Origin of the sequence: Pseudomonas sp. 1912-s, assembly GCF_029269205.1 — a bacterium.
Lineage (GTDB): Bacteria > Pseudomonadota > Gammaproteobacteria > Pseudomonadales > Pseudomonadaceae > Aquipseudomonas.
On the sequence record NZ_JARIXR010000005.1, the window covers coordinates 199,860 to 212,886 of the forward strand.

Below are 13,027 nucleotides of genomic sequence, written 5' to 3' on the forward strand. Positions count from 1 at the left end.
CAGGTTTGTGTGGGAGCCGGGCTTGCCCGCGATGCAGGCACCTCGGTCTGTCAGTCAGACCGCGGTGATGCCATCGCAGGCAAGCCAGCTCCCACATAAGCCCGGTTCCCACATTTGCTTCGTGGTGTTTCTGAGAGGGGGCTACTTGGGATACAACGGCGGCAAGCTGGTGCTATCCCCCGCAGGGTCCTGCTCGCGCTCCGCCATCGGAATCGCCTTCACCGCCCGCCACAATTCTTCACCCTGCCAATACTGGCCACTTTCGCTGTACAGCGCGCCATTCAACCCGTCCAACGCATCCGACAACGGCACAAACCGCGCCGCCATATCCGCCAGGGTCTCCGGCTGTTGCCGCGCCCAGGCATCCAGTGCCTGGCGTGTGGCTTGCGGGTCATTGGCCTGGCTCGCCCGCTTGAGGTCGTCCAGCAAGGTACGCGGGCTCGGGCCGGTTTGCGCGGCACGCAGGATCGCCGGCTGCCAGCGCGCACGCCACCACAGACCAAAGCCCAGCAGGGTGGTGCAGGCCAGGATCAGGCTGGTCAGTTGCCAGATCCACAGGCTGTCGTTGTCCGGTGCAGTGATCACGGTGGGGCTGGCCGGCGTGTCCACGATCAGGCTCGGGTTGGTCGCCACTTGCAGGGTGCGGGCCGGCAGGCTGGTGCGTTCCAGGTGGTCTTCGTGGGTGTTCCACCACACCACTTCCACCGGTGGCAGTTCGAGTGCGCCAACGCGGTTGGGCACCAGGGCTTCGCGGTCTTCACGGCTGCCGATCAGGCCGCGGTCGTTGTTCTGGTTGCTCAGCACCGGTTGGTCCGGGTAGCGGCGCAGGCCAGGGATGTCGCTCAGCGCCAGGGGCGGCAGTTGTGCGGCGGCCAGGCCTTCGGCTTTCAGGGTCAGGCTGCGGGTCAGGGAGTCGCCGACCTGCACGTGATCCGGCTCGGGGTTCCAGCTTTCAGTCAGGGTCAGGCTGCGCGCCGGTAGCCAGGGGGCGTCTGCCGGGTACACCGCCGGCTTGGCCTTGACGGCCAGCGACAGCTCCGGCGAGCTGACGTGGATCAGCTTGCCGGGTTTGGAGCCTTGGGGGTTATTGTCCTGGGCGGGCCGAGGCTCCACCAGGGTGGCGCTGAAAATCTGCGCCGGGATGGTCAAGCTGCCGCTGTGCTGCGGGTAAATCGCATACCGCGTCTCGATCACACCATGGCGGATGCCGTTGATGACTTTTTCGTAGGTGCGTGATTCACCCAGTTGCTCGATGCGCGTATCGGCGATCTGCAATGGCGTCAGGCTGCTGTCGTCGTACAGCGACACCGAGTGGTAGACGCGCACGGTCAGCAGCGCCTGGGCCTGGACGTAGACGCTGTCCTGGTCGAGGTTGGTTTCGATAAATACCGGCGCCAACTGGGTCTCGGTGTTCTGGCTGACGGTTTCCACCACTTGCAGGGTGATCGGTTGGGTCTTGAGTTCGCCGATCTGCAATGGCGGAATCACAACCGTGCCGGTCTCTTTGGGCAGCAGGGTGATGATCCAGCGGGTGGTGGCGTGGTTGTCGCCTGCCAGCGTGGTGAGCTGGTTGATCTGGCGGGTGCCGCTCACTTCAAACAGCGGGTCCAGTGGCGCCAGGTCCGGTTTGCCGAACAGCGTGACGTCGTTGGACTCCACCGTCAGTTCCACCGTCTCCCCGGAATTGATGCGGCTGCGGTCGACACTGGCCACCAGGCCGGCGGCCTGGGCCTGGCTGGCCCACAACGCGAGGGTGAGAAGAAGGGCGGTGCAGCGGTTCATCGAGTCTTGTCCTGATGTTGTTGCTGTTCGTACCAGAATTTGCGTCGCAGCAGCTCGCCGGGGTTGTCCGGGATCTGCCGCAGCCATTGTTCCAGGGCCTGGCGCTGTTCGCCTTCGATCGTGCCGCTGGCGGGGCGCAGGGGCGGCGTGGTGGTTTGCTCGTCACCCAACTCGCTGCCGGGCACCTCGTTGCTGCCGGCGTGGGGCGTGGCGCCGGTTTGTGTATCGGTTGCACCGGGTTGGCCCTGGCCCTGGGACGTCTGCTCGCCACCGGTGGCGGTCTGGCTGCTGGCGCCCGGTTGCGCAGTCTGGCCGGGTTGCGTGGTTTCGTCATCCTCGTTTTTTGCAGGCTTGGCCGGCTCGGTTTTTTCCGGTTCCTGCTGCATCAGGCTTTCCACCAGGGCTTTGTTCTTCAGCGCCGGCTGCAAGTCGGGCTGCGCTTCCAGGGCTTGCTCGTAGGCGTCGATCGCCGCTTCCAGCTCGCCGCTTTTGGCCAGGGCGTTGCCTCGATTGTAGTGGGAATAGGCGTCGCTGCCTTCGGCAAAACGCTTGGCCGCTTCGGCGTAGTTGCCGGCTTCATACAGCGCGACGCCTTGCCATTGCGGGTCTTCAAAATGTTCGGCAGCCTCGGCCGGGCGTTTTTTCTTCAGCAGCAATTGGCCTTGTTGGTCCGGGCGCAGCCACAGGTCCTGGAAGTCAAAGGCATAGCTGGGCTGCGGCGCGCCCAACAGCAGTAACGGCAGGAAGAACAGCCAGCCGCGGCGCCCGGCGCAGGCGGCCAGCAGCAACAGCGGCAAGAGCAGCCAATAACCCTGGTCGGCCCAGGTGTCGAGGTGCAGCAGTTGGCCGTCATTGCGCAGGCTTTGCGGGCCGTCCAGCAGGCCGAGGTGGCGCAGGTCCTTGTCGTCCAGGCGGGCCTGGCGGTAACGGCCGCCCATTTCGCTGGCGAAAGCCTTGAGGGTCGGACTGTCGAGGCGCGGCACGAGGATCGCGCCCTGGGCGTCCTTGAGGAATTCGCCGCTCTCCTGGGTCACTGGCGTGCCTTCGCGGCTGCCGATGCCGAGGATCGACAGGCTCGGCGCCTGGCTACCTTGTAACTGCAGGCGGATGCCCTGGCGTTCCTGCTTGGACAGCGACGAGCCAATCAGCAGCAGTCGGCCCTGGCCGAGGCCGCCATGCTTGAGCAGGCTCAGGGCTTTTTCCACGGCCAGGTCGGCGCGATGGCCGGGCTCGGGCATGATCGAGGGGCGCAGGGCCTCCAGCAGGTTATGGCTGGTGGCCAGATCGTCCGAGAGCGGCACCAGGGTGTGGGCGCTGCCGGCGTAGACCACGATGGCGGTCTGCGCATCGCTGCGGGCCTGGAGCAGGTCGAACAGCTTGCGCCGCGCCTGTTCGAGGCGGCTGGGCGGGCTGTCGGTGGCGAGCATTTCCGGGGTCAGTTCCAGCAGCACCACCAGCGGGTCGGCGGGTTTCTGACTGGACTGTTCCACGCGCTCCCAGCTTGGGCCGAGCAACGCCAGCACGGCCAGCAGCCAGGCAATCCCGAGCACCACCCACGGCGATTTGCTTTCGCGGCCACTGCCGCCGCTGAGCAACGCGGCATGGAAGGCTGGCGGCAGAATCATCTGCCAGCGCCCGGCGCGTTTCTGGCGGTGCCACAACTGCCACAGCAACCAGCCGAGCAGCGGCAGCAGCAACAGCCACCAGGGACGGAACCAGTGCGGCCACAGGGCGATCATCGACGCCTCCGCAAACGCAGGCGTTTCAGGCGCTCGCGCCATTCCGGATTGGGTTGCAGGAAACGGCCCTTGCTCGAGAGTTTGTTGAACAGCCGTTGCAAGGCGTTATCCGGCCAGCGTTCCTGGATCACCAGCAGCATGCTGAGGATCAGTGCCAGCGCCAGCGGCGCGCTGTACAGCGCCTGGGCGGGGCGGGCCTGGGTCGGTTGCTGGGCCACGGGTTCGAGCTGGTCGAGGGTTTCCTTGATCTTCAGCAGTTCGTTGCCGTCGCGGGCGCGGAAGTAGCGGCCGCCGGTGGCCTCGGCGATGGCCTTGAGCGCCGGTTCGTCGAGGTCCAGGCTCGGGTTGACCCCGAGTATGCCCAGGGAGCCGGTTTGCTCGGGGTCGGCACCGATGCCGATCGGGTAGATTTTCACGCCTTCTTCGGCGGCCAGGCGGGCGGCGGTCAGCGGGTCGATTTCGCCGGCATTGTTGGCGCCGTCGGTGACCAGGATCAGCACCCGGCTTTGCGCAGGGCGCTGACGCAGGCGCTTGAGGGCCAGGCCGATGGCGTCGCCAATCGCGGTGTTCTTCCCGGCAATGCCGATTTTTGCTTCATCGAGCCAGGTGCGCACGGTGCGCCGGTCGAAGGTCAGCGGCGCTTGCAGATAAGCCTGGCTGCCGAACAGGATCAAGCCTACGCGATCACCTTCGCGGCTTTCCAGGAAGTCCCCCAGCAGGTGCTTGACCAGGCTCAGGCGGCTGACGTCCTCGTCCTGCCACTGCATGTCGGGGAAGTCCATCGAGCCGGAGACGTCCACCGCCACCAGCAAATCGCGGCCACTGGCAGCAATGGGCAGCGGCTCGCCGAGCCATTCCGGGCGGGCGGCAGCGGTGAGCAGCAACAACCACAGGAACACGAACGGCGCTTGCTGGCGCCAGCCCGGCAGGTTGACCCGCGCGCGACGGCGGGCCAGGCCTTCGAGATCGCTGAGGAAACTGACTTTCAGTGCCGGCTCGCCGCTGTCGGCCACCGGCAAGATGAGCCGCAGCAACCACGGCAATGGCAACAGGGCAAAGATCCACGGCCAGGCGAACTCAAACATGTTTGCGAATCCAGGTGTCGACGGCCTGGGTCAGACCGGCGATGGCCTTGTCGTCGAGTTTGCATTCGGGCTTGTAGGCGCCTTCCACCAGCACCATCCAGCGGGTCAGGCCGGCGGCGGGGCAGCGGTTGTCGAGGAACGCCAGCCATTTGCGGCCGTTGAGGGTGTGGCTCTGGCTGTAGGGGTAGTCGTTGCGGCACAGGCGTTTGAGCAGGCCGTTGAGTTGTTGCAGCCAGGCACCGGCCGGCGCGCCGTCGTAGGGTTTGGGCATCAGGGCCAGCTCGGCGAGGGCGGCGATGCGCAGCGGGTCCAGGGGTTGTTCGGCGCGGGCCAGCGGGCGCTTGGCCGGCAGGAAACGCCGCAGCGACCACAAGCCCCAGCCCGCCAGCGGGAGAATCAGCAGCAACAGCCACCAGCCCGGCGCCGGCGGCCAGAAGCCGATCACCGGCGGGGCGATCAAGGGTTGCAGTTGGTCGAGGCTGCTCATTGCTTTTTAACCGGGCGTTGCGGGTTCAGGTATTCGCGCAGTTGCTCGACCATTTCACCCTGTGTGCTCAAGGGCATCAACAGCACTCGCAGCTTTTGCGCGAGCAGTTCCCAGCGGGCGCTGCGGGCTTCGGCCTGGGCCTTGTAGGCCTGGCGCAGGTCGAAATTCAGGGTGTCCAGTTCCAGCTGTGCGCCGCGCTCGGCGAAGCGCAGCAGCCCGGCGGCGGGCAGGGCGTGGTCCAGCGGGTCGGAGACCGGCAACAGCAGCAGGTCGCAATGCCGCGACAGCAGGCTCAGCTGTTGCTCGGCGCCTTCGGTCAACGCGCGTTCGTCGCAGATCACAATCACCAGGCTGCCCGGGCGCAGGACTTCCCGGGCCCGGCGCAAGGCCATGCCGAGGGCGTCGGCTTCCGGGCGACGCTCGGTGTTGAGGCTCTGGTTGACCCGCACCAGACGGTTGAGCAATTGCAGCAGGCTTTGTTTGCTGCGCCGGGGTTTGATTTCATAGTGCTCACTGTCGCCGAACACCAGGCCGCCGACGCGGTCGTTGTGACCCAGTGCTGCCCAACCGATCAGGCTCGCCGCCTGGGCTGCCAGCACCGACTTGAACATCTGGCCCGAGCCGAAAAACAGCCGGCAGCTTTGTTCCACCATGATGAAGATCGGCCGTTCGCGCTCTTCATGGAACAGCTTGGTATGGGGTTCCTGGGTGCGTGCGGTGACGCGCCAGTCGATGGTGCGTACGTCGTCGCCGGCCTGGTAAACCCGCACCTGGTCGAAGTCGACCCCGCGCCCGCGCAGTTTCGAGTGGTGCAGGCCGATCAGCGGGCTGCGCTGGCTTGGCGTGGAAAACAGCTGCACTTCCCGCACGCGATGGCGCATCTCGATCAATTCGCTCAGGGTGACACGGGTTCCATCGCCAGCGTTCATGGGCGTCAAGCGACGGCAACGACGTCGAGAATGCGCTGCACCACGCGGTCCTGGTCGATGCCCGCTGCTTCAGCCTCGAACGACAGAATGATGCGGTGGCGCAGCACGTCGAACAGCACCGCCTGGATGTCTTCCGGGCTGACGAAGTCGCGACCGGCCAGCCAGGCGTGGGCCCGGGCGCAGCGGTCCAGCGCAATCGAGCCACGGGGGCTGGCGCCGTAGGCAATCCACTCGGCCATTTCCGGGTCGAACTTGGCCGGGGTGCGGGTGGCCATGACCAGTTGCACCAGGTATTCCTCCACCGCGTCGGCCATGTACAGGCCTAGGATTTCCTTGCGTGCGGCGAAGATCGCCTGCTGGCTGACCCGGCGCTCGGGCTTGGTTTCGCCATTGAGGGCTTCGCCACGGGCCTGCTGCAGGATGCGGCGCTCGACGGCGGCATCGGGGAAGCCGATTTTCACGTGCATCAGGAAGCGGTCGAGCTGGGCTTCGGGCAACGGGTAGGTGCCTTCCTGCTCGATCGGGTTTTGCGTGGCCATTACCAGAAACAGTGGCGACAGCTCATAGGTACTGCGCCCCACGCTGACCTGGCGCTCGGCCATGGCTTCAAGCAAGGCCGACTGCACCTTGGCCGGGGCACGGTTGATTTCGTCCGCCAGCACCAGGTTGTGGAAGATCGGGCCTTGCTGGAACACGAAGCTGCCGGTTTCCGGACGATAGATCTCGGTGCCGGTGATGTCGGCGGGCAGCAGGTCGGGAGTGAACTGGATGCGATGGAACTGTGCTTCGATCCCTTCGGCAAGCTCCTTGATGGCCTTGGTCTTGGCCAGCCCGGGAGCGCCTTCAACCAGCATATGACCATCGGCGAGCAGGGCAATGAGCAAGCGCTCGATGAGTTTTTCCTGGCCGAGAATCTGCGTTGAAAGAAAGGTTCGCAGCGCAAGCAGCGCTTCACGATGTTCCATCGATGACGGTTCCTGGAGAGGTGAGCCCCGGGCGTTGTTAAAAACGCCAGGGCCTGGGGGGCTTACTTTAATGCATCAGAGGGTGCGGCGACTAACGGCGCAGGGGGTATTTTTTGGGAATTGTGGGAAATGTCCGAGGTTTTTTCCGGCTGGCACCTACCTTTGTGGCGAGGGAGCTTGCTCCCGCTGGGTTGCGCAGCAGCCCCAATAAGGCGGCCGAGTTTTTCCAGGCAGAGCGCAGTTGACTGGTTTGGGGCCGCTTCGCAGCCCAGCGGGAGCAAGCTCCCTCGCCACATTGAGCCGTCTTGGCTTCTAGATCCGGATATAGGTCCCGGTGCCCTTGAGAATGTTCTGCAAGGTTTCTTCCACTTCGGCCAGATCCGACTCCGCCGTGCCGTGGGTGATTTCCAGATGATCACTGCCGCCCAAGGCATCGGCGTCCGCTGCGCCAATCTCTACCAACAACGTCGTGGCACTCAGCGTGATCTTCAGCCCGTCCAGGGTCGACGGCTCGTAATCCCAGGTGATTTCCACCTCGTCCTCATCCGGATAACGAGTGACCATGAACATCTCGCCCTTGTCGCCGTGGCAGCAGAGCATGGCCATGTTGTCTTCTTCGTCATCGCACGGATTGACGATCAGGTGGGCGGTGGTCAGTTGCAGTGGCATGGTTAATCCTGTCTGGGGGAGGGCGAAGCAGGGCAATTGTGCCATTGCGGCGAATTTTGTGCTGCATCGTGTGTCAGACCTTGTGGCATGACCTGACGGGCTATATCAGTCATTTCCGGTACTCGGCGCCTCGGGATTTCTCCGAAAACACCCGGTTGCCCAAGTCGCAACCCGCCAGCAGCGTGCCGATGACCGAATATGTCGCAGCGTCGCAAGCAGCACGCTTCCTACACTCGTTAAGCTGCGCAACGGATGTGCCTCGCCAGGAGTCTGACCTGCCCGTCGTACCGTCGCCTGGCTGGCAGCACATCTTATGGAAGTTGAATGTGACCTCATTGTCTTGTCCAGCTTCACCCACCTGTCACTCTGAATTCGTTACTGTAGACCGCGAACAGAGCTGACGGTCTCCCCGCAAGGGGATAACACGCGACGCTTCCATCAATAACAAGCCCAAGCGGAGTACCACAGATGGCGTTCTTCACCGCAGCCAGCAAAGCCGACTTCCAGCACCAACTGCAAGCGGCACTGGCGCAGCACATCAGTGAACAGGCACTGCCACAAGTGGCGCTGTTCGCTGAACAATTCTTCGGCATCATTTCCCTGGATGAACTGACCCAGCGTCGCTTGTCCGACCTGGCCGGTTGCACCCTGTCTGCCTGGCGCCTGCTTGAGCGCTTTGATCACACCCAACCGCAAGTGCGGGTCTACAACCCCGATTACGAACGTCACGGCTGGCAATCGACCCACACGGCGGTCGAAGTGCTGCACCACGACCTGCCCTTCCTGGTGGACTCGGTGCGTACCGAGCTGAATCGCCGTGGCTACAGCATCCACACCCTGCAAACCACTGTGCTCAGCGTGCGTCGTGGCAAGAAGGGCGAGCTGCTGGAAATCCTGCCCAAAGGCACCCAGGGCGAAGACGTTCAGCAAGAATCGCTGATGTACCTGGAAATCGACCGCTGCGCCAACGCCGCCGAGCTGAATGTCCTGAGCAAGGAACTTGAGCAGGTACTGGGCGAAGTGCGCGTTGCTGTCGCCGATTTCGAACCGATGAAAGCCAAGGTCCAGGAACTGCTGGCCGGTATCGACGCCAGCTCCTACGTGATCGACGGCGAAGAAAAAGCCGAGATCAAGAGCTTCCTGGAATGGCTGGTGGGCAACCACTTCACCTTCCTGGGCTATGAAGAGTTTGTGGTACGTGACGAGGCGGATGGCGGTCATATCGAATATGACGCCAACTCGTTCCTCGGTCTGACCAAACTGCTGCGCCCAGGCCTCACCGCCGACGACCTGCGCATCGAGGATTACGCGGTGAACTACCTGCGTGAACCGGCCGTGCTGTCGTTCGCCAAGGCCGCTCACCCAAGCCGCGTGCACCGCCCGGCCTACCCGGACTACGTGTCGATCCGCCAGATCGATGCCGACGGCAAGGTCATCAAGGAATGCCGCTTCATGGGCCTCTACACCTCTTCGGTGTACGGCGAAAGCGTGCGGGTGATCCCGTATATCCGCCGCAAGGTCACGGAAATCGAGCGTCGCTCGGGCTTCCAGGCCAAGGCGCATTTGGGCAAGGAACTGGCCCAGGTGGTCGAGGTTCTGCCCCGTGACGATCTGTTCCAGACCCCGGTGGACGAGCTGTTCAGCACCGTGATGTCGATCGTGCAGATCCAGGAACGCAACAAGATCCGCGTGTTCCTGCGCAAAGACCCGTACGGCCGCTTCTGCTACTGCCTGGCCTACGTGCCACGCGACATCTATTCCACCGAAGTGCGCCAGAAGATCCAGCAAGTGCTGATGGATCGCCTGAAAGCCTCGGACTGCGAGTTCTGGACCTTCTTCTCCGAATCCGTACTGGCTCGCGTCCAGCTGATTCTGCGGGTAGACCCGAAGAACCGCCTGGACATCGACCCGCTGCAACTGGAAAAAGAAGTGGTGCAGGCCTGCCGCAGCTGGCAGGACGACTACTCCAGCCTGGTGGTGGAAAGCTTTGGCGAGGCCCATGGCACCAACGTGCTGGCGGATTTCCCGAAAGGCTTCCCGGCCGGCTACCGCGAGCGCTTCGCCGCGCATTCGGCTGTGGTCGACATGCAGCACTTGCTCAGCCTGACCGAAGCCAACCCGCTGGTGATGAGCTTCTACCAGCCGCTGGGCCAGGTTTCCGGCCAGCGCGAGCTGCACTGCAAGCTGTATCACGCCGACACCCCGCTGGCACTGTCCGACGTGCTGCCGATCCTGGAAAACCTCGGCCTGCGTGTACTGGGTGAATTCCCGTACCGCCTGCGTCATGCCAATGGCCGCGAGTTCTGGATTCACGATTTCGCGTTCACCGCCGCCGAAGGCCTGAACCTCGACATCCAGCAGCTCAACGACACCCTGCAGGACGCGTTCGTGCACATCGTCAACGGCGATGCCGAGAACGATGCGTTCAACCGCCTGGTACTGACCGCCGGCCTGCCATGGCGCGACGTGGCGTTGCTGCGTGCCTACGCTCGCTACCTGAAGCAGATTCGCCTGGGCTTCGACCTGGGTTACATCGCCAGCACCCTGAACAACCACACCGACATCGCCCGCGAGTTGACCCGGTTGTTCAAGACCCGTTTCTACCTGGCGCGCAAGCTGACCGCCGAAGACCTGGAAGACAAGCAGCAACGCCTGGAACAGGCCATTCTGACGGCCCTGGACGACGTTCAGGTGCTCAACGAAGACCGCATCCTGCGTCGCTACCTGGACCTGATCAAGGCCACCCTGCGGACCAACTTCTACCAGGCGGATGCCAACGGTCAGAACAAGTCGTACTTCAGCTTCAAGTTCAACCCGCACGCGATTCCTGAATTGCCGAAGCCGGTGCCGAAGTTTGAAATCTTCGTCTACTCGCCACGGGTTGAAGGCGTGCACCTGCGCTTTGGTAACGTCGCTCGCGGCGGCCTGCGCTGGTCCGATCGTGAAGAAGACTTCCGTACCGAAGTGCTGGGCCTGGTAAAAGCCCAGCAGGTGAAGAACTCGGTCATCGTGCCGGTGGGCGCCAAGGGCGGCTTCCTGCCGCGTCGCCTGCCATTGGGCGGCAGCCGGGACGAGATCGCGGCCGAGGGCATCGCCTGCTACCGCATCTTCATTTCCGGCCTGCTGGACATCACCGACAACCTGAAAGACGGCGCCCTGGTGCCACCGTTGAACGTGGTGCGCCACGACAACGATGACCCGTACCTGGTGGTGGCCGCGGACAAGGGCACTGCGACCTTCTCCGACATCGCCAACGGCATCGCCATCGACTACGGCTTCTGGCTGGGTGACGCGTTTGCGTCCGGTGGTTCTGCCGGTTACGACCACAAGAAAATGGGCATCACCGCCAAGGGCGCGTGGGTGGGCGTGCAGCGTCACTTCCGTGAGCGCGGCATCAACGTCCAGCAAGACAGCATCACCGTGGTGGGCGTGGGCGACATGGCCGGCGACGTGTTCGGCAACGGCCTGTTGATGTCCGACAAGCTGCAACTGGTCGCGGCCTTCAACCACCTGCACATCTTCATCGATCCAAACCCGACCCCGGCCAACAGCTTCGCTGAGCGTCAGCGCCTGTTCGACCTGCCGCGCTCGGCCTGGACCGACTACGACACCAGCATCATGTCGGAAGGCGGCGGTATCTTCTCGCGCAGCGCGAAGAGCATTGCCATCTCGCCACAGATGAAAGAACGCTTTGACATCCAGGCCGACAAGCTGACCCCGACCGAACTGCTGAACGCCTTGCTCAAGGCGCCGGTGGACCTGTTGTGGAACGGCGGTATCGGTACCTACGTCAAGGCCAGCACCGAGAGCCACGCCGACGTGGGCGACAAGGCCAACGACGCCCTGCGCGTGAATGGCAACGAGCTGCGCTGCAAGGTGGTGGGCGAGGGCGGTAACCTCGGCATGACCCAATTGGGTCGTGTGGAATTCGGCCTCAATGGCGGCGGTTCGAACACCGACTTCATCGACAACGCCGGCGGTGTGGACTGCTCCGACCACGAAGTGAACATCAAGATCCTGCTCAACGAAGTGGTGCAGGCCGGTGACATGACCGACAAGCAGCGCAACCAGTTGCTGGCGAGCATGACCGACGAAGTCGGCAGCCTGGTGTTGGGCAACAACTACAAGCAAACCCAGGCCCTGTCCCTGGCTGCCCGCAAAGCGTTTGAGCGAGCAGCCGAGTACAAGCGCCTGATGAGCGACCTGGAAGGCCGTGGCAAGCTGGACCGCGCCATCGAGTACCTGCCTTCGGAAGATCAACTGACCGAGCGTGCCGCCACCGGTAAGGGCCTGACCCGGCCGGAACTGTCGGTACTGATCTCCTACAGCAAGATCGACCTCAAGGAAGCGCTGCTCAAGTCCCTGGTACCGGATGACGACTACCTGACCCGTGACATGGAGACCGCGTTCCCGCCGAGCCTGGTGGCCAAGTTCTCCGAAGCCATGCGTCGCCACCGTCTGAAGCGCGAGATCGTCAGCACCCAGATCGCCAACGACCTGGTCAACCACATGGGCATCACCTTCGTTCAGCGACTCAAAGAGTCCACCGGCATGAGCCCGGCGAACGTGGCCGGTGCCTACGTGATCGTGCGTGACATCTTCCACCTCCCGCACTGGTTCCGTCAGATCGAAGCCCTGGATCACCAGGTCTCGGCTGAAGTGCAGCTGGCATTGATGGACGAACTGATGCGCCTGGGCCGCCGTGCCACACGCTGGTTCCTGCGCAGCCGTCGCAACGAGCAGGATGCTGCCCGTGACGTCGCGCACTTCGGTCCGCACCTGGCGGCGTTGGGCCTCAAGCTCGACGAACTGCTGGAAGGCCCGACCCGTGAAGGCTGGCAGAACCGTTATCAGGCGTATGTCGAAGCCGGTGTACCGGAGCTGTTGGCGCGCATGGTGGCGGGCACCACGCACCTGTACACCTTGCTGCCGATCATCGAAGCGGCTGACGTCACCGGTCAGAGCGCTGCTGATGTGGCCAAGGCGTACTTCGCCGTCGGTAGCGCCCTGGACTTGCCGTGGTACCTGCAGCAGATCAGCGATCTGCCGGTGGGCAACAACTGGCAGGCCCAGGCGCGTGAAGCCTTCCGCGATGACGTGGACTGGCAGCAACGGGCGATCACCATCAAGGTTCTGCAAATGGCCGATGCGCCAGAAAACATGGAAGCCCGCGTGGCCCTGTGGCTTGAGCAGAACGCGAGCATGGTGGAGCGCTGGCGCGCGATGATGGTGGAGATTCGTGCTGCGGTGGGCACGGACTACGCCATGTACGCGGTGGCCAACCGTGAGTTGCTGGATTTGGCGTTGAGCGGTCAGTCGGTGCTGTAACGGGACTGATTGAGCGGTAAAACAAAAAGCCCGGTATCGAAAG

8 protein-coding genes are annotated in these 13,027 nt (G+C 63.7%); 1 reads left to right on the forward strand and 7 read right to left on the reverse strand.

All coding sequences use genetic code 11. The annotated features are described in order from the left end of the window. Positions 1–141: 141 nt before the first annotated feature. From P3C29_RS08935 to P3C29_RS08965, 7 genes are all read right to left on the reverse strand, one after another. Complete coding sequence (locus P3C29_RS08935) at positions 142–1,782, reverse strand: BatD family protein (RefSeq protein WP_010173080.1); 1,641 nt, start codon at positions 1,780–1,782, stop codon at positions 142–144. Beyond that, positions 1,779–3,521: a tetratricopeptide repeat protein gene (locus tag P3C29_RS08940; RefSeq protein ID WP_201123511.1), complete on the reverse strand. Its 1,743-nt coding sequence runs from the start codon at positions 3,519–3,521 to the stop codon at positions 1,779–1,781. The genes P3C29_RS08935 and P3C29_RS08940 overlap by 4 nt, the downstream gene beginning before the upstream one ends. Beyond that, positions 3,518–4,606, reverse strand: coding sequence for a VWA domain-containing protein (locus P3C29_RS08945; RefSeq protein ID WP_010173076.1), 1,089 nt, complete (start codon positions 4,604–4,606; stop codon positions 3,518–3,520). The genes P3C29_RS08940 and P3C29_RS08945 overlap by 4 nt, the downstream gene beginning before the upstream one ends. Next, positions 4,599–5,093 (reverse strand): DUF4381 domain-containing protein, encoded by a 495-nt coding sequence (locus P3C29_RS08950; RefSeq protein WP_010173073.1) that lies wholly within the window; start codon positions 5,091–5,093, stop codon positions 4,599–4,601. The genes P3C29_RS08945 and P3C29_RS08950 overlap by 8 nt, the downstream gene beginning before the upstream one ends. Continuing rightward, positions 5,090–6,022, reverse strand: a complete 933-nt coding sequence (locus tag P3C29_RS08955; RefSeq protein WP_003218540.1) for a DUF58 domain-containing protein — start codon at positions 6,020–6,022, stop codon at positions 5,090–5,092. The genes P3C29_RS08950 and P3C29_RS08955 overlap by 4 nt, the downstream gene beginning before the upstream one ends. Positions 6,023–6,027: 5 nt before the next feature. After that, positions 6,028–6,987 (reverse strand): MoxR family ATPase, encoded by a 960-nt coding sequence (locus P3C29_RS08960; protein ID WP_003218556.1) that lies wholly within the window; start codon positions 6,985–6,987, stop codon positions 6,028–6,030. A gap of 312 nt (positions 6,988–7,299) precedes the next feature. Next, on the reverse strand, positions 7,300–7,656 hold the full coding sequence (locus P3C29_RS08965) for a hypothetical protein (RefSeq protein ID WP_169388113.1): 357 nt from the start codon (positions 7,654–7,656) through the stop codon (positions 7,300–7,302). 468 nt (positions 7,657–8,124) lie between these two features. Between P3C29_RS08965 and P3C29_RS08970 the strand changes: the two genes are divergently transcribed. Continuing rightward, positions 8,125–12,984, forward strand: a complete 4,860-nt coding sequence (locus P3C29_RS08970) for an NAD-glutamate dehydrogenase (RefSeq protein ID WP_201123515.1) — start codon at positions 8,125–8,127, stop codon at positions 12,982–12,984. The last annotated feature ends 43 nt before the right edge of the window (positions 12,985–13,027 follow it).